Raw genomic sequence first — 17,535 nt, 5'->3', positions numbered from 1 at the left:
CAGTTTTGTCGCCATTTAAATCACGTCGGTTCCCATTAATACCAAGTTTTTTGATATTAAAAATATACTCTCTACTGATACAACTCTTCTGAGAAAATAGGAAACTAGGACTTTGTGATCGGGCAGGACGTTTAGAGTTCTGATTCCCAATTCCCAATATCTAATATCCAATTCCAATTTTCAATCCTGCATTCCCAATGGAAACACAAACTGCTAAAATCCTTGATGGAAAAGCGCTAAGTGCGAAAATTCTAAACGAATTATCTGTACAGATTCAGTCACTGCAACCTAAAATTGGGCGCCCTCCTGGTTTAGCTGTACTAATGGTTGGTGATAATCCTGGTTCTGCTGCTTATGTACGTGGTAAGGAGCGCGCTAGTGAAAAAGTTGGGATTGCATCGTTCGGAAAACATTTTCCTACACAAACAAGTTACTCCGAACTATCTGATACCATTACAGCACTAAACCAAGATGAACTTGTCGATGGAATTTTAGTCCAATTACCATTACCCGAACATCTAGACTCTGTGAAACTTCTAAACCAAATTGCACCAGACAAAGACGCTGATGGTTTACATCCTGTAAATATGGGGCGTTTGCTACGAGGAGAAGAGGGTTTACGTTCGTGTACTCCTGCTGGTGTAATGCGGCTCTTAGAAGAATATCAAATAGGGGTGCAAGGGAAACAAGCCGTGGTACTAGGACGCAGCATATTAGTCGGAAAACCTTTAGCTTTGATGTTGCTTGAAGCAAATGCTACTGTCACCGTCGCTCATTCCCGTACTCACGACATAGCATCCATCACAAAAACAGCAGATATTCTTATTGCTGCTGTTGGACGTTCCGAACTTATTACTGGTGACATGGTGAAACCGGGCGCGATTGTGGTAGATGTGGGAATAAATCGCGTCGTTGATGCAGCTGGTAACAGTCGCTTGATTGGTGATGTTCAGTTTGAATCAGCTTCAAAGGTCGCAGAGTACATTACTCCTGTCCCTGGTGGTATTGGTCCGATGACAGTCGCGATGCTATTACAAAATACTGTTTTCAGCTATCTCAAGAGATTTTAGATTTACGTAGTAGCTTCCTTACTTACAAATCCAAAATCCAAAATCGAAAAATTTATCAACTTAACAGCTTAAAATTGTAACCTATATGACAGAATCTCAAGGATATTCAGCATGGTAGCAGCAGATAATATACAAACGGCACAACCTGGTACTAAATTTGACCTCCTGTCGTATTTAAAAGCACGGCAACAGCTTTGTGAAGTAGCGCTCGACAAGTCTCTTCCGATGCAGTACCCAGAAAAAATTTACGAAGCGATGCGCTATTCGCTGCTGGCTGGAGGTAAACGGTTGCGTCCCATTTTATGCATTGCTACCTGCGAAATGATTGGCGGCACAATTGAGATGGCAATGCCAACTGCGTGTGCATTTGAAATGGTTCATACAATGTCGCTTATTCACGATGACCTTCCAGCAATGGATAATGATGATTACCGACGTGGTAAGTTGACAAATCACAAGGTTTATGGTGATGATATTGCGATTTTAGCTGGTGACGGCTTACTAGCTTATGCTTTTGAGTACATTGTTGAAAATACCCAAAATGTGGCGCCATCCAGTATTTTAAAAGTTGTGTCTCGAATCGGACGCGCGGTAGGTGCAGCAGGTTTGGTGGGTGGTCAAGTTGTGGACTTAGAATGCGAGGGTAAAACCGATACAACCTTAGAAACTCTCAACTTTATTCATAATCACAAAACCGCAGCCCTTCTGGAAGCTTGCGTCGTATGTGGTGGTATTTTGGCAGGCGCCTCTGAATTTGATCAAGAACGATTATCACGATATTCGCAAAATATTGGTCTAGCATTCCAGATAATTGATGATATTTTGGATATCACTGCCACAAAAGAGCAGTTGGGTAAGACAGCAGGTAAAGACCTAAAAGCAAAAAAAGTAACTTATCCAAGCCTTTGGGGAATTGAGGAGTCACGCTCGAAAGCTGACCAACTAATAAAAGCAGCATGTGACGAACTCCAACCCTATGGAGAAAAAGCACAGCCGCTAATCGCCTTAGCACACTTTATCACTAATCGCAACCACTAAAAAGTATACGGGATGAAGTAAATAATGGACTTTTGTCACACAGTGTATTCGTGTTATCTGCTTGATTACTTCATCCAATGCGATTGCGAAAAGTAGAAAAGTTGAGGCAATATGTTTTATTGTTTTATTACTTGGTTACAATTGGTTGCATCAAAGACTTTACTTCACACTACCCACTGTCTGACATATACTAACTTATTTTGAATACCATGCAGGACATAGGCGACATCTTTAACAACCGGGTGCTGCTGGTTGCCCTAATAGCTTGTTTTATGGCTCAAGCTTTGAAACTAGCTGTTGAAATCATCAAAAATCGTAAATTGAATATACAAGTTTTAGTCACCACAGGAGGAATGCCTAGCGCACATTCGGCTTTAGTCACAGCTTTAGCGGCAGGTGTAGGGCAAACAGTTAGTTGGCACAGTCCAGAATTTGCACTTGCAGCGGTTTTTGCCATTATCGTCATGTACGACGCGGCTGGAGTACGCCAAGCAGCTGGCAAACAAGCGCGCATTTTAAACCAAATGATAGACGAATTATTCCGCGAACATCCAAACTTTAATGAAGACCGTTTAAAAGAATTGCTTGGACATACACCGTTTCAAGTTATAGCTGGTTCGGCTTTGGGTATTACTATCTCGTGGCTCGCGCACGCCGCGTACTAGTAGGGTGTGTGAAGGCTACCAACAATCTTAAAACGAAGAAGCAGTCTAGTAGCCTTCACGCACCGGAGCAAATTAAGAGTTATTAATCTTTGGGTCAGGTGCGTGACGCCACCAGATTATTGCTTCGTTTAAAAATTTTTGGTAGCGTCACGCACCCTACTGTAATTTGACGATGGGGCGTAACAACACAACTCTACGCGCGTCAACCATTTGGGCATAAAATCCACGTTCTGAAAGTGCCTGTAATGTGTTTTGCGCTTCTTTTGAGTTGGTTGTGTAAACTGCTAACAAGTAAGGACGTTGCCCATAGGAAACAAAGCCAACATCGCCTCCGACTACTTGCTGAACTTGTTTTACAGTTTCTGGTTTGTTGAAGTAATCCACTAACACAGCATAACCTTGACCCAAGGCTTGCGGTCTACGGACAGGTTGAACTGCGACAGGTGCCTCAGTAGGTCGAGTAGTGATAATAGCAGAAAGACCCGCAGAATCACGTACAAATCTTGCCCAACGATTTGCGTCTTCTAATTTAGCGAAACCGCCAATGCGGGTAACAGTGTCATTGAGATATCTACAGACAGAAGTGTTAGTTTCTGAAGGCAGGACGCGACGTAACTGATTTTGATTGTCAGTTGTAGGGCTAATTACCAATAGAAGATACTCACCGCCCTTGGGAGGTTGGCAAGTAGGAATATTCTGTTGTGCGCCTACAGAATTCATACTACCCATCAACCCAGCAATAACGATAAATATTGCACTAGATACAGTCTGAAGTCTCTCCACAACAGTTGAAAACATAAATTGCTTCTCTTCAAAGATTCCGCTTGATAGATTTTGTTCCCCAAAACAAAAGTAGTAATGAGTGCGCTCGTGCGCTCGTGAAAAGTACTCGGAACAAGCGCACGAGCGCACTTTAAACTGTTACCAGCGATGCCAATGCATCAGGTATTGACTCGCTAGGCGCCTGAAATTCCCCTGTAATTACATACTCCAAGCGAAGTTTTAACCAAGTAATAAACTGCGGGTTAGTGGAAATTACTGCTGCACTAGGTTGCGGACACTTAGCTTTGATACTCTTAAACGCAGGCGCCTCTAAAAATGCAGGTTGTTTTACAACCCAAAAATCGATTTCTTTCTCGTTCTCATGGTAATAACGAGTCCGTTCCTTGAGAACCTCTTCAAAAGGTTCTTCTTCGAGTAAAAAGCGTTGACTCGCTAAAACGTAGTAGTATGTAGTCATCTTTTTGCTTATGCTTCTAATTAATTATTAACTCTTTTTGAATCGTTTAAATAAAGAAACTGGGTTAAACGGACAACTACCGCTTGATTTTGTATCAGATGCTATCTTGCCTCCTGCTGTCAGTTTGGTAAGGAATAAAGAATTATCAAAGTAGTGTTCCATCGATTCAATTTTCAAATCATCCGTGACTTTTGCTACACTCATACCGACGATTTCTACTGTATCGCCAGTTGGAGCAAAGTCTTTGTACTGACCCTTAAAGTGACCCCAGTGGCGCCACTTAAAGGTAACGTTAGGAGGTGCGGAATATACTTCAAGCAATTCCCAAGGAAAACCATTGGGAAAAGTTGTATGAAAAATGTGATGTGAGGATTCAAAAGACTCTTCCGAAGATTTATAGTGTTCGGAATTTGCCATAAAAACATTATAAGTACCTTTGGCGCCAAGTTCTACAGCATCAAATTCACGACCACCATTAGTACTAACACGGAATTTATCTCGAACTACTGACAACCACTGCTGTGGGTTAGTTTTGAAAGATACTTCCATTTCAAAGGTTCGGACTAAGTTTTGAACTATAGCTTCAAGCGAACCTTCCATGTGCTTACATACACTTTCGGAAGCTAAGTTTTCGTTCGACCGAGAATAATCAGGAGCTTTGCCAGTACGCCATTCAATATTAGCAGTCGCACTGTACGCAATCACCGTATCACGATGCTGCGCCCAAAGCGGTAAGTTATTTTGTTCGTTTGTGTCTGTTGCGCTCATAGAAGTTCTTGTGTTTTAAACGTCTTAAGATTTCGCAGCTTGAACCCCTCTATGAACAAATCAATATTCACCATGCATTGCCATTTTCATTTCGCGAACAGCACGCTCAATACCAACTAGTGCGGCTCTACTAACAATAGTATGCCCGATATTCAACTCCTCCATTCCGGGAAGACGCGCGACGGGATATACATTCCAGTAAGTAAGTCCATGCCCAGCATTAACTCTCAACCCTGCTTTTAGAGCTAGTTCGCATCCAGCAGCTAAAAAATCTAACTCGTGCTGACGACTAGTTTCGTCTTTTGCTTCAGCATACTTACCTGTGTGTAGCTCAATAAAGGACGCCTGCGCTTTTGCAGAAGCTTCTACTTGTGCAGGTTCAGCATCAATAAACAGGCTAACTGGAATATTAGCGCTTTGCAGTTTATCAACAACTTCTCCAATTCTATCAATTTGCCCAACAATATCTAAACCGCCTTCTGTCGTCACTTCTTCGCGACGTTCAGGTACTAAAGTCACATAATCAGGTTTAATATCAAGTGCTATAGCCACCATTTCTTCAGTAGGTGCCATTTCTAAATTTAAGTGTGTACGTACTGTTTGCCGTAATAACCGTACATCTCTATCTTGAATGTGTCGTCTATCTTCCCGTAGATGTGCAGTAATACCATCGGCACCTGCTAATTCTGCTAATACTGCCGCTGCTACAGGGTCAGGTTCTACCGTTTTACGTGCTTGACGAATGGTAGCAATATGGTCGATGTTCACCCCAAGTGTTAAAGTCACCCTTGTTATTCCTTATCCAAAATCCATAAAATTAGTATTTTACAGTAAATACTTGTTATGCCCTTAATTTCGCGTCGTGGCACAGGCGTCCCGCCTGTGCAGTTGAGGTGCATAGGAATGAACCACAAAGGGCACAAAGGTCATAAAGGTTGAGCATTTAATCTGACCAAACAAATGTCAATATTGCTACTAAAGTTATTGTTGATTAAGTATTATTCGCAAAATAAACGCCTTTTAATCAAACAAATGTGCCTAGTTAGTACCCTTTTAATACAACTTCAAGCTTTCTTACTTACATCTAAACTATGAAATAAGCGCTTACAAAAAGAAGCTATTAAAGCTTAAAAATTCTTTCTTTGTGTCCTTTGTGCCTTTGTGGTTCGTTCCTCCAATGCTCAGTTACAAAAGTTAACTCGACGCACTAGTATAAAACCGCAGTGCAAACCGCCAAAACCACGAAGATAAAAAGAATAAACCTAACGCTAATAGTCCGGCGCCTATCAACCAACCTACTTGACTTCTACCCAGCATCGCTTCTGCTGGAATAGTCGTTAAAAACGCAACAGGAACTATAAACGTGAAGAAGAAGCGAAATGCTGTTGGATAGGCGACCATCGGATATCTACCTGCTTCAAGCAACCCACGCAGCACTTCGGTAACGTTATAAATTTTTACAAACCAAATACTTGTGGCGCCGAGCATAAACCACAAACTGTATAGTACAACTAACCCAAAACTTATGGGTATCAAACTGATTAAATAGCTATTAATACCGATACCAAGACGAGTTCCCGCATAGCCTATTAGTACTCCACCAAAAATTAAATCTGGTAATCCCCAAGGTGATAAAGTGTGGAATGATAGCCAAAATTGACTCTTAATCGGTTTGAGCAAGACAAAATCGAGTGTGCCTTCTTGAACATGACGGACTATCTTATTCAAATTTGGCGCCAGAAATGTTGCTGCAAAACCTTGAAGTAGAGTAAAAACACCTAGAACGAGTAATGCCTCTTCCCATGACCAACTCGCAAATGAATAACCTTTGCGGTAGAATAAAAACAAACCAAACAAACTACCTGCTAAGTTTCCAACGCTACTTAGACTCGCCAAAATAAAGTTAATCCGATATTCCATTTCGGCAGCTATCGCAGCACTCCAAAATAGTCCAATTATCTTAAAATATCTTTGCATTTTATTTTCGCTCATTATTTCAAAGGCGCCATCGCAATATTACAGTTGGAGTCTACTAGCTTCAGTTAAATGTATACCGCCTAACACTACACAAGAAATTTACTTAAATTTAAGTTTAATTTTTATCCTGAAAAAACCACAGAGGGTAAGATATTGTGTGCATACCTAACGTAATTTTACATTTACATAAAAAAATATGCATTTAGATGTTCGGGCATTAATTGAGTCACTAAAAGGATTTAGCTATCTAGCGATATGGGGAATCATTTTTGCAGAATCCGGATTGCTGATTGGCTTTTTTCTACCGGGAGACAGCTTGCTTGTTGCTGCGGGTTTTGCTGCATCTCAAAATTTGCTCAATATCTGGATTTTAGTAATTGGCTGCTTTGTATGCGCTGTTCTCGGAGATAATGTTGGTTACGTCACAGGCTCTAAATTTGGGCGCCGACTGTTTCAAAAAGAAGATTCGCGGTGGTTCAAGAAAGAATATTTAGTCAGAACTCAGAAATTCTATCAAAAACACGGAAAGAAAACAATCGTACTAGCACGCTTCGTCCCAATCGTTCGTACATTTGCACCAATTATTGCAGGTCTTGGAGTCATGAAGTATAAAACATTCATGTCTTATAACCTAATTGGTGGCTTTGTTTGGACGTTTGGCATCACCCTTCTTGGTTATTTTTTAGGAAACTTACTACCAGCAGAACAAGTAGATAAATATCTACTACCAATTATTATATTAGTTGTACTAGTGTCGCTACTACCATCGGTAATCCATATAATTCAGGAAAGACGAGATACAAAGCACTAGATAATCAATCAGTCGTGATTTAATAGTTTCGTAGGAATTGACGAGCAGGCAAAAGTCTCAAAATGAAATAGAGATATTGCGTCCAGGTATGTAAATATATGGCGCTGCGCGCGATAGCTTTATCAAGCAAGTGAGAACGACGAAGAAGTATTGCTAGTAGATGTACTTATTTCAGTTGCACAACTCGCGTCAACAGCGGGAATGAGCGCACGGGAGTATGTTTATACAGCGATTGATATTTATATAGCTAACAATAAACAATCGAGGGAAAGTAATAATCATCGTTTATAACAAATTAATTATCCGTTACATCCGTTATATCCGTTGCAAAGCAACCCATCATAATTATCTTCTCTGTGTAGAGACGCGATGTTCCTCGCGTCTCTACTGTCTCTGTGGTAAAAACTCTTATCTAATCAAAACAGAAATATATATACAGCAAACCCATAAAATATAAACCTTTGTCATACTGAGCTATGAACGTATTGAAGGAACTTGCAGTGCAGTGAAGCATCTTCGAGATTCTTCGCTACCCTTCGGGAAAACTTCGTTTACGCTCAGAATGACAATTCTAATTGGTTTTTAGTATATTTACTCAGTACTCAGCACTTTCTACTCTTCTACTGAGGAGGCCTTTTCTTAGTAACGCTCAACATTGGTAACGATGTACTGGAAGAACGTTCAGGTAGATAAAGCTGTGGCGCCAGCTTTTCTTCTTGCGGCAAAGGACGACTTTGCTGAACACGCCACCATCGAAACGCTAGTGTCAGACCCGCTGTCCCTAAGCCAAAAGCAAATAAAGACCAGCTATCGCCGAACCCACCAATTACTGCATCAATTACTCCAATGGTAATTAATCCGCTAACTACAGGCTCTCGACGGTATTTAGATTTTAATAAACGAGGTAACGCAATATTCATCACAGCTTTTGTTTTTAGCCTTTTGTATAAATTTACCTAAAATGCTTCACCTATAATCGGCGCCAGGGATGAAACCCCATTAGTATCTATTATAATTTCGATTTAGGGGTGACAAGGGAAGACGTTTTACAATACCGGAATAAGCACATTAATTATTACTATAACCACAAGCATCAATCTCAAGATAGACGGCATTTTACTTAATTTAGTTAATTATTAAAGTTCATATGTATTAAAAACCAGCCGAGTCTCAAATCTGTCGGCTGGTTGAACAACCTTAATTGTAAGACTTACAACTAAGACTACAACTTATATGCCATCTTTTCCGGCAATCTTACCGTAAACCGAGCCATGTTAGCACTCCTTTGTCGGTGACGTACTCAATCACCACTATTAGGAGAAATCCAATCATTGCTGCTCTACCGTTCAAACGTTCGGCGTACTCATTAAATCCAAACTTGGGTTCTTCGAGCTTTGGTGTAACGCTGGGCTGAGTCATGATTAAAAGTACCTCAATAAGGCAAACTCAAGTTTATAGCAGTTTGTGACACGTTTACTTTAGGTTCGGTCGGTAAAAAAACCTCTCCTGCGTATACATGATAAATCTTAGTATCATAAAGCACTTTATAATACTAAGTAAACTCGACTTGTAACAAAATGTAATGATTATTTATATATTTTAGTAAAATTAAGGTAATAGTCAAGAAAACGGCTGTAAGGCGTGTCAAAAATAAGAAAGTGTTCCAAAGTAGTGACGTTCGTATCTAACGTATCAAACTGGCAACTTAGTCTAAGAGAAACTACACTAAAGCAAAATTAAATTAGAGGCAATAAATGGAAATTGGTATTCCCAAAGAAACGAAAGACCAAGAGTTTCGAGTTGGGTTGAGTCCTTCATCCGCGCGCGTGTTGCGAGAAAGTGGTCATCGCATTTATGTCGAGACACAAGCGGGTGTAGGTGCTGGATTTACTGACGATGATTACAAAAATGTCGGCGCCGAAATAGTACCAACTAAAGATGCAGCCTGGAATCGCGAGTTAATAGTTAAAGTTAAAGAACCATTAACAAACGAGTATGATTTTATACATAAAGAGCAAATATTATTTACATATTTACATTTAGCTGCTGACCGTAAGTTAACTGAGCATTTAATCGATTGTGGTGTTACTGCTGTAGCATATGAAACAGTTGAAGTACCCGGAGCCAATCGATTACCTTTATTAACACCAATGAGTATAATCGCAGGCAGGTTGTCAGTACAGTTCGGTTCCAGATATTTAGAGCGTCAGCAGGGTGGTAGAGGAGTACTGTTAGGTGGAGTACCTGGTGTAAAATCGGGCAAGGTAGTGATTTTAGGTGGTGGGGTTGTTGGAACTGAAGCTGCTAAAATCGCTGTCGGTATGGGTGCCTCAGTTCAGATATTGGATGTTAACGTTGAACGGTTAAGTTATTTAGAGACTTTGTTTGGTTCGCGCGTCGAATTACTTTATAGTAACTCTGCTCATATCGAAACAGCTGTTAAAGACGCTGATTTATTAATTGGCGCCGTATTAGTTTTAGGAAAAAGGGCACCCATATTAGTATCTCGTGAACTAGTTCAACAAATGCGTGCGGGTTCAGTAATTGTGGATGTAGCAGTAGACCAAGGTGGATGTATAGAAACGTTACACCCCACATCTCATACAAACCCAGTTTATATCGAAGAGGGTGTGGTTCACTACGGTGTACCGAATATGCCGGGTGCAGTACCTTGGACAGCAACCCAAGCTTTGAATAATAGTACCCTGCCTTATGTACAACAGCTAGCGAATCTAGGATTAGAAGCTTTGGAAACTAATCCTGCTTTAGCTAAAGGAGTCAATGTCCAAAATCATCGGTTAGTACATCCAGCAGTACAATCTGTATTTCCTGACTTGGTAAGTTCGTAATTAGTTTGTAGTAAGCAATGTGCGTGCTAAGATTCCCGACTTCTTTGAGAAGTCGGGAATCTTAGCAAACTTACTTTGTAAAGGAATTGCATCTGGTATGTAAAAATTAGTACTTTTTAATGGAGCATTAAAAGTTTTACTGCTGCTAATATAGCGGTTCTTAATCACATGAGGTACAGATTTAAATAGTAAATTTCTTGTGGAGCGGACATCCCTGCCCGCCCTTATGTACTTCATTAGAATAGGAAGCGCTATAATAACGAAAAAATTATTAGGTTCTTTGGTCAAATCCAAATAATTTGTAATTACAAACTGTTGCTGAAGAACTTTAAAAACTATATTATTACATGTTTTCCATAACCAGTCTTTGCTGATATGGTGCCGATTTGATTTAAGTTTAATTATTTCACTTTCTTGAAGGTTGAAAGCCAGAAAGTGAATACTAGGCGCCAGTATTTGATAATTATGATGATTACTAGTCATTTTCTTGTGGCAATACTTGAGATGCAATGCGGAAATATTCAGAGGATATATGAAAGTTGTCTTCTTCTTTTCCATAAATACGTTTTTCGTAGGCAGTAGCCATGTATCGTAAAGTTTCTGCCCACTGTTTCGGAAAATGTTCGCGTTCGTATATTTCGAGTGCAGCACGGTGACATTCAATTGCAACCTCTATATTCGTTGCTTTATCACCGAGAATACGCTTCATATAAACTTTTCCAAGATAGTTTTGTACAGAAGCCCATTTTTTAGGATATTGATCACGACGATATGCTCGCAGCGCAACTTCATAACCTACAATTGCTATTTCGACATTATAAGCAGGTTCACCGCCAGAAAAGTCCTGAAGCAAATGGCTAAAATTAATAATATCAGCCGCAATACTTATACCGATTTAATATGAAGCTGCAAATAACTAAATCCCCCCAGCCCCCCGCGTGGAAGGGGGGCTAAGAATAATAATGTGCATCCTCATATAAAAATGGTATTAAAGCAATTTCTGAGTTAACTGTAACTAAAGTACTTGTTTCCCAATTATCAAGTACTTGAGCAAATTGAATATTAAGCTTATCTGAATTTACTTCCAATAATTCATAAACAGCTTTGGCATCACCGTTCGTACTAGCTGTTAAACGCAATACATCTCCAAGAAAATCAATATATTGTGAAGGTAAAATGTTAGAATTTAAAGTTGTATCAGAAGTTGCATTATTAAGCGCTTGAGTTAGAGGCACCGCTATTTTTTGTAAAAACTCAGATGCTCTTTTTTCACCAATGTCAGCAAACATAGCGGCTATCTGTTGCAACGTTAATATAAATCTTGTATCAATAATATCTTGATAAGAACGTAAAATTTCTGTTTCGGCGCCGTTAGGGCAATTGAGCAACTCCTCAACTACTTGCATATAAATAGAATATCCTGCTGATTCATCTTCAGATAGCCCCTGTGGCACCAGCGTTTCCTGAAGCTGCTGTGCCAAGTCTAAGAGAAAATTAGCTGTCCCAAAAGCACCTTTTTGCATTGCTCTGGCAGCAACTCGTTCCATCAATTTAATTAAATTAGTGTCAACCAATTCTAAGTTAGCTTGTAACAAAGCCAACTCTTCTCCACTCAAACACTGAAGCAATTTCCGAATCAAATTCATATAAGCCCGGAGACTGTTTCTGTCCATTCAGTCCTAACCTCAGTAATTAGTTAATTATAGATAACAATTTATACATTGTACCGTTAGATAACTCTAGGTCATGTCGATACATTTGGGGAAATCCCTAGTTTCCTATTTTCTGTAAACACGTTTATATGAGAACATGACCGCTAAGATGAAAATAGTAGTATTGCGATTTGTTAAGATTTTTATATAGTTAGGAATATGTTGCTATGGCTCCCGCAGTTTCGATACAAAATCTAAAAAAGCGCTATGGTGCAACTGAAGCTGTAAAGGACGTTTCCTTTCAGGTGCAGCCAGGAGAAATTTTTGGTTTACTTGGTCCTAACGGTGCAGGAAAAACAACCACTTTGCGTACTTTGTGTACCCTGACTACACCCGATGCAGGTAAGGTAGAGGTTTCAGGTATTTCGGTAGTAGAAAACCCCAAAGCTGCACGACAACGTTTAGGATATGTAGCGCAAGAAGTCGCCCCAGATAAAATATTAACTGGTCGTGAACTACTGCAATTGCAGGCCGCCCTTTATCATTTACCAGCAGCAGTCACAAAACAGCGAATCGATACAATATTAAGTTTACTGGGATTACAGGAATACGCCGATAAAAAGACTGGTACTTATTCGGGAGGAATACTTAAACGTTTAGACTTAGCAGCAGGATTACTTCATGCACCTGATGTATTAGTACTAGATGAACCGACAGTAGGACTTGATATTGAAAGTCGGTTTATAGTTTGGGAGTTTTTACGGAAGTTACGTGAAGCTGGAACTACAGTACTAATAACAAGCCACTATTTAGAAGAAGTAGACGCACTAGCCGACCGAGTGGCAATTATTGATCAAGGTGTGGTAATCGCACAAGGAAAGCCATCTGAGTTAAAGGATAGAATTGGAGGGGATAGAATAACACTTCGTATTCGCGAATTCTCCCCAACAGAGGAAGCAGAAAAAGCAGCTTCTTTGCTTCAGTCTTTGCCATTTGTACAGAATGTGATTATTAATAGCGCACAGGCAAATTCGCTGAACCTAGTTGTAACTCCACAGAACGATACTTTAATAACAATTCAGCAAGCGTTAAACAATGCTGGTTTACCAATATTTGGCATTGCTCAGTCGCGTCCTAGTCTTGACGATGTGTATCTTGCAGCTACAGGACGCACGCTTATGGATGCCGAAATGGCGGCAGTAGCAAACCGCAACCCCAAAGCAGAGAAAAAACAAAATATGAGATAAATCTTAATCTAACTTAATCTAAATAATCCAAAATCCCAAATCTAAAATCCAAAATCCTTATGAGTGGCACAGTACTACCTCCAAAATCAGATATTAACTGGCAACAAGTTGCATCACCGCAACTCTATGCTGATAAATCACCAAGCAATACCTTTGGTGAAATAGTTCAAGAAACTTTAGCGCTGACAAAACGCTTATTCATCCAATTACAACGGCGCCCCAGTACTTTATTTGCAGGTATCATTCAGCCTGTAATGTGGCTAGTACTGTTTGGCGCCTTATTTCAAAACGCACCAAAAGGAATATTTGGTAGTACAACGAACTACGGTCAATTTCTCGCAGCAGGTATTATAGTTTTTACAGCATTTGCAGGAGCGCTCAATGCTGGACTACCTGTAATGTTCGACCGTGAGTTTGGTTTTTTGAATCGACTACTCGTAGCACCTTTAGCGTCACGGTTCTCTATTGTCTTCGCGTCAGCCATCTTTATTATTAGCCAAAGTTTACTCCAAACCGCCGTTATTGTTGGTGCCGCATCATTTTTAGGTGCAGGTCTACCCGACGCAGCAGGCTTGAGTGCAATAGTACTAATTGTCTTCGCTCTGGCACTAGGTGTTACTGCTCTAAGCTTAGGCCTAGCATTTACTTTGCCTGGACACATTGAACTTATCGCAGTTATTTTTGTTAGCACCTTACCAATGTTATTCGCCAGCACTGCATTGGCGCCATTGTCATTCATGCCACAGTGGTTACAAACCATAGCTACCCTCAACCCTCTAAGTTACGCTATTGAACCTATTCGCTACCTCTACACTCACAGCGACTGGGGATTAAATAGTGTTGTTATGCACGCATTTTGGGGTGATGTAACCTTTGGTGGCGCCTTACTCGTGTTATTAGGTTTTGCAGTTGTCGCATTACTAAGTATTCAACCTCGACTTCGCCGGACACTTTCGTAAAATAGAAACATCATTACATACAGTACTTGAGGGGCAAACTCTATGAAAATTCGATTATTAGCACTTTTGTCATTAGCGGGACTAGGTATAATAAGCGTCGCACAACCAAGCAACGCAGAAACCAAACCGACTCAAACTGATACTACCCCTGTTTTTCCAACCCAAGTGTACCCCACCCAATCAACCAATCAACAAAACTACGACTATAACAGTAACGACCCATTTTCCAGGGGTACTGAACAGGGGCCGTTAAATATGTTCCAAATGCTTCATAACGCGCAACTGGGTATCAATAATTTCAATCCAGAATTTTACAAGCAACAGAGCCAAGAATTAGATGAAGCAGCAGCAGCATTCCGCGCGCGGCAGCAGCAAAGACTGCAAACTGGAAAAACAGGAAACACTGTAAATACAGGAAATATATTAAAGCCTATTCAACCAAGCTCACAAATCATTAAGCTTGAACCAAGCAAATAGGACTTATATATATTTGAACATTAAACTAGTAGGGTAGGCATCTTGCCTGCCCTACTTTTGCATAAATATAGTTTAATTACAAACCAAGTGCTGTCAACACATCACTAGCGTGAGTGGAAGTGTTAACGCTGGAATCAACGTGAGTAATTTTGCCGTTACCATCGATTACATAGGTAACTCGTTTTGCATATCCACCACCATCAACGTCATAAGCTTTGATCAGCGAGTGGTCAGTATCTGCCAACAGAGGAAAATTTAAATTGTATTTTTGAGTAAATGCTTGGTGCGAACTTTCATCATCAGCGCTAACTCCCAATATGACTACATCTTTATTTTGATAGTCTGATTGAGCATCGCGAAAACTACAAGCTTGCTTGGTGCAACCTGGAGTATCGTCTTTGGGATAAAAGTATAAGACTACAGTTTTACCTGTGAAATCAGACAAGGAGACAGTATTACCATTGGTGTCTTTGGTGGTGAATGTAGGTGCATTTGTACCAACTGTTAAAGCCATAATTAAACTACCCTGTTTGCTGATTGTTTATGCATTTAAAATTTTACAATAATTTACAATGTTTTCAGATGAGGGGCTTAAATTTGTAAAGCAGGCGCCACAAATTTTTCTTACTCTCTTCTCTGTGCCGTTTGTGGCTCTGTGGTAAAAATAATTCCTTATACTGCACAGGCGAGACGCCTATGCTACAACTCCTAACTTTATGTCTATTACTGATTATCAAAACCAAAAACATGCATGTCTACTCAAATAAAACTCAAGAACGCGCGCTGCGGTCTCTAATTTGTTCACCTTTTAAGTTGACCTTATTTGATGCAATGCGTCAAGACCGGGTGGCAATAAGTGAAATTACTGGTAGTACAGGTGTAAATAAAGGTTACACTAAACGTTCACTTTCGGAATTAATCGCGGATAATGAATTAGTCTGGCTCATTCAAGTTGGTGTATTACGACGCGAAGTTGATGGTCAGGGCATTACCGATAGTTTCCGACTGACTCCTCTTGGGCGCCAGTTAGTTGAGCAATCTTTGACGAAACCCTGGCGTAAGCCAACTTTAAGCGATAGCTTTTATGAAACTGTAACTCGATGGTTGAGAATACCCTTCTAGAATTGGGGGGTAATGAGTTATTAAAGAGGAATACACGGGAACAATAAGTAGGGAAACGTCAATCCCATTTATGAAATCTTTAATATAGTTGAGTTGTCAAAGGTCATTTATATAGTGACGATTGACACCTCACATTAAAGCTACCACTCGACCCAACTAAAAACTAATAGATTACTAACTTATGAAAGCAATTATGGTGGTGGGCACTACGTCCCACGCGGGGAAATCTCTATTAACATCTGCTATTTGTCGTATTTTATCGCGCCGTGGTTGGCGAGTGGCGCCCTTTAAAGGTCAGAATATGGCTCTAAACGCATATGTAACAGCAAGTGGTGGCGAAATGGGCTATGCTCAGGCAGTTCAAGCTTGGGCAGCTGGTGTAGTTCCTTGGGTGGAAATGAATCCTATATTGCTCAAACCGCAGGGCGATATGACTTCGCAAGTAATAATTAAAGGCAAACCTGTCGGTAAAGTCACGGCTTCTGAATATTATGAACAGTATTTTGATTTAGGCTGGCGTTCAATTGAAGAATCCCTACAGCATTTACAAACTGAATTTGACTTATTAGTTTGTGAAGGTGCTGGCAGTCCAGCAGAAATTAATCTCAAGCACCGCGACTTAACAAACATGCGAGTCGCCAAACACTTAAACGCATCGACAATATTAGTCGTTGATATCGACAGAGGTGGAGCGTTTGCTCATATAATTGGTACTTTAGAACTACTTGATCCAGATGAGCGCGCGTTGATAAAAGGCATTGTAATCAACAAGTTTCGAGGACAGCGCTCGTTGCTCGAATCAGGAATTAAATGGGTTGAAGAACGTACAGGCATTCCAGTAATTGGTGTAATTCCTTACTTAGAGCAAGTATTTCCGGCGGAAGATTCGTTAGATTTGCTTGAACGTAAAGCCCATAAGCAAGGCAGTGATCTAAATATTGCAGTAATTCGTTTGCCCCGTATTTCTAACTTTACAGATTTTGACCCACTTGAATCTGAGCCGAGCGTATCAGTAAAATACCTGAGTCCAAAGCAAGATTTAGGACATCCAGATGCAGTAATTATTCCGGGAACCAAGACTACGATTGCCGATTTACTAATAATGCAAAAAAGTGGTATGGCAGAAGCAATCCAGCACTACGCCGCATCTGGAGGAACAGTTTTAGGAATTTGTGGTGGCTACCAAATTTTGGGACAAATGATAGCTGACCCTGAAGGTATCGAAGGTCAAGCAGGTAGATTCCAAGGGTTAGGATTGCTACCACTCAAAACAGTTATTACTGGACAAAAAATTGCCCGTCAGCGTCAAGTTACCTCCAACTTCCCACAGTTAGGTTTACCCGTAACAGGATTTGAGATACACCAAGGACGTTCACGAACAGAAATTCCACCCAATGATAACCAAGGCTACCAAGCGTTATTCGACGACGTGAATTTAGGATTAGTTGATGGTTGTCAGTCTGTATGGGGAACTTATTTACATGGAATATTTGATAACGGTCCTTGGCGCCGAGCTTGGTTAAACCGTTTACGTCAGCAGCGTGGTTTAAAATCATTACCTACGGGTGTTGCCAACTACCGTGAACATCGTGAAAACTTATTAGACTCGCTTGCTAATGAGGTTGAGCGGCACTTAGATTTATCAGCATTTTTGTAATTA

At 40.3% G+C, this 17,535-nt stretch carries 20 protein-coding genes and 1 pseudogene; 10 read left to right on the top strand and 11 right to left on the bottom strand.

The features are described 5' to 3' along the window. Positions 1 to 197 precede the first annotated feature (197 nt). The 3 genes from folD (at position 198) to AC2JBO_RS13590 (ending at position 2,773) form a co-directional block, all read left to right on the top strand. Positions 198 to 1,070: a bifunctional methylenetetrahydrofolate dehydrogenase/methenyltetrahydrofolate cyclohydrolase FolD gene (folD, locus tag AC2JBO_RS13600; protein WP_496954190.1), complete on the top strand. Its 873-nt coding sequence runs from the start codon at positions 198 to 200 to the stop codon at positions 1,068 to 1,070. A 111-nt stretch (positions 1,071 to 1,181) separates the two neighbouring features. After that, positions 1,182 to 2,108 carry a geranylgeranyl diphosphate synthase CrtE gene (gene crtE, locus AC2JBO_RS13595; protein ID WP_496954189.1) on the top strand — a complete coding sequence of 309 codons (927 nt, stop codon included), beginning with the start codon at positions 1,182 to 1,184 and terminating at the stop codon, positions 2,106 to 2,108. 209 nt (positions 2,109 to 2,317) lie between these two features. Further along, a complete protein-coding gene (locus tag AC2JBO_RS13590) occupies positions 2,318 to 2,773 on the top strand; it encodes a divergent PAP2 family protein (protein WP_496954188.1) in 456 nt (151 codons plus the stop codon). A 156-nt stretch (positions 2,774 to 2,929) separates the two neighbouring features. Here AC2JBO_RS13590 and AC2JBO_RS13585 read toward each other — a convergent pair whose 3' ends face one another. The 5 genes from AC2JBO_RS13585 to AC2JBO_RS13565 all read right to left on the bottom strand — a co-directional run bounded on the left by AC2JBO_RS13585 (position 2,930) and on the right by AC2JBO_RS13565 (position 6,758). Continuing rightward, positions 2,930 to 3,571 carry a hypothetical protein gene (locus AC2JBO_RS13585; protein WP_496954187.1) on the bottom strand — a complete coding sequence of 214 codons (642 nt, stop codon included), beginning with the start codon at positions 3,569 to 3,571 and terminating at the stop codon, positions 2,930 to 2,932. A 115-nt stretch (positions 3,572 to 3,686) separates the two neighbouring features. Further along, positions 3,687 to 4,013, bottom strand: a complete 327-nt coding sequence (locus AC2JBO_RS13580) for an MgPME-cyclase complex family protein (protein ID WP_496954186.1) — start codon at positions 4,011 to 4,013, stop codon at positions 3,687 to 3,689. Positions 4,014 to 4,040: 27 nt separating this feature from the next. After that, positions 4,041 to 4,781: a SnoaL-like polyketide cyclase gene (locus AC2JBO_RS13575; RefSeq protein ID WP_496954185.1), complete on the bottom strand. Its 741-nt coding sequence runs from the start codon at positions 4,779 to 4,781 to the stop codon at positions 4,041 to 4,043. A gap of 60 nt (positions 4,782 to 4,841) precedes the next feature. Beyond that, positions 4,842 to 5,567, bottom strand: a complete 726-nt coding sequence (locus tag AC2JBO_RS13570) for a pyridoxine 5'-phosphate synthase (protein WP_496954184.1) — start codon at positions 5,565 to 5,567, stop codon at positions 4,842 to 4,844. 408 nt (positions 5,568 to 5,975) lie between these two features. After that, positions 5,976 to 6,758 (bottom strand): ABC transporter permease, encoded by a 783-nt coding sequence (locus AC2JBO_RS13565; protein WP_496954205.1) that lies wholly within the window; start codon positions 6,756 to 6,758, stop codon positions 5,976 to 5,978. Between the two features lie 196 nt (positions 6,759 to 6,954). Here AC2JBO_RS13565 and AC2JBO_RS13560 point away from each other — a divergent pair, with 196 nt between their 5' ends. Then, entirely contained in the window at positions 6,955 to 7,569 is a 615-nt protein-coding gene (locus tag AC2JBO_RS13560; RefSeq protein WP_496954183.1) for a DedA family protein, read from the top strand. Positions 7,570 to 8,189: 620 nt separating this feature from the next. On the opposite strand, the gene AC2JBO_RS13555 is transcribed toward AC2JBO_RS13560, so the two are convergent. Further along, complete coding sequence (locus AC2JBO_RS13555) at positions 8,190 to 8,489, bottom strand: hypothetical protein (protein WP_496954182.1); 300 nt, start codon at positions 8,487 to 8,489, stop codon at positions 8,190 to 8,192. Positions 8,490 to 8,823: 334 nt separating this feature from the next. Continuing rightward, positions 8,824 to 8,988, bottom strand: a complete 165-nt coding sequence (locus AC2JBO_RS13550) for a CAB/ELIP/HLIP family chlorophyll-binding protein (protein ID WP_496954181.1) — start codon at positions 8,986 to 8,988, stop codon at positions 8,824 to 8,826. A gap of 335 nt (positions 8,989 to 9,323) precedes the next feature. Here AC2JBO_RS13550 and ald point away from each other — a divergent pair, with 335 nt between their 5' ends. Then, positions 9,324 to 10,418: an alanine dehydrogenase gene (gene ald, locus AC2JBO_RS13545; protein ID WP_496954180.1), complete on the top strand. Its 1,095-nt coding sequence runs from the start codon at positions 9,324 to 9,326 to the stop codon at positions 10,416 to 10,418. On the opposite strand, the gene AC2JBO_RS13540 is transcribed toward ald, so the two are convergent. From AC2JBO_RS13540 to AC2JBO_RS13530, 3 genes are all read right to left on the bottom strand, one after another. Beyond that, complete coding sequence (locus AC2JBO_RS13540; RefSeq protein WP_496954179.1) at positions 10,419 to 10,901, bottom strand: hypothetical protein; 483 nt, start codon at positions 10,899 to 10,901, stop codon at positions 10,419 to 10,421. It abuts the gene before it with no gap. Then, entirely contained in the window at positions 10,894 to 11,271 is a 378-nt protein-coding gene (locus AC2JBO_RS13535) for a hypothetical protein (RefSeq protein ID WP_496954178.1), read from the bottom strand. The genes AC2JBO_RS13540 and AC2JBO_RS13535 overlap by 8 nt, the downstream gene beginning before the upstream one ends. A 97-nt stretch (positions 11,272 to 11,368) precedes the next feature. After that, complete coding sequence (locus AC2JBO_RS13530) at positions 11,369 to 12,064, bottom strand: hypothetical protein (RefSeq protein WP_496954177.1); 696 nt, start codon at positions 12,062 to 12,064, stop codon at positions 11,369 to 11,371. A 233-nt stretch (positions 12,065 to 12,297) separates the two neighbouring features. Here AC2JBO_RS13530 and AC2JBO_RS13525 point away from each other — a divergent pair, with 233 nt between their 5' ends. The 3 genes from AC2JBO_RS13525 to AC2JBO_RS13515 are packed head-to-tail and all read left to right on the top strand — an operon-like array spanning position 12,298 to position 14,753. Next, a complete protein-coding gene (locus AC2JBO_RS13525; protein WP_496954176.1) occupies positions 12,298 to 13,317 on the top strand; it encodes an ABC transporter ATP-binding protein in 1,020 nt (339 codons plus the stop codon). 59 nt (positions 13,318 to 13,376) lie between these two features. Continuing rightward, positions 13,377 to 14,276: an ABC transporter permease gene (locus tag AC2JBO_RS13520; protein ID WP_496954175.1), complete on the top strand. Its 900-nt coding sequence runs from the start codon at positions 13,377 to 13,379 to the stop codon at positions 14,274 to 14,276. Positions 14,277 to 14,318: 42 nt separating this feature from the next. Continuing rightward, a complete protein-coding gene (locus tag AC2JBO_RS13515) occupies positions 14,319 to 14,753 on the top strand; it encodes a hypothetical protein (protein WP_496954174.1) in 435 nt (144 codons plus the stop codon). A 76-nt stretch (positions 14,754 to 14,829) separates the two neighbouring features. Here the strand turns inward: AC2JBO_RS13515 and AC2JBO_RS13510 are convergent, their stop codons facing one another. Then, complete coding sequence (locus tag AC2JBO_RS13510) at positions 14,830 to 15,267, bottom strand: peroxiredoxin (RefSeq protein WP_496954173.1); 438 nt, start codon at positions 15,265 to 15,267, stop codon at positions 14,830 to 14,832. 202 nt (positions 15,268 to 15,469) lie between these two features. Between AC2JBO_RS13510 and AC2JBO_RS13505 the strand changes: the two are divergent. Together AC2JBO_RS13505 and cobQ are read left to right on the top strand one after the other, a co-directional pair. Then, a pseudogene (locus AC2JBO_RS13505) lies at positions 15,470 to 15,875 on the top strand (Npun_F0494 family protein). Between the two features lie 181 nt (positions 15,876 to 16,056). Then, positions 16,057 to 17,532, top strand: coding sequence for a cobyric acid synthase CobQ (gene cobQ / locus AC2JBO_RS13500; protein ID WP_496954172.1), 1,476 nt, complete (start codon positions 16,057 to 16,059; stop codon positions 17,530 to 17,532). Positions 17,533 to 17,535: the final 3 nt, after the last annotated feature.

This window comes from Calothrix sp. CBUCES-K 9914, assembly GCF_059640475.1.
This window is presented reverse-complemented; position numbering and strand designations above follow the sequence as displayed.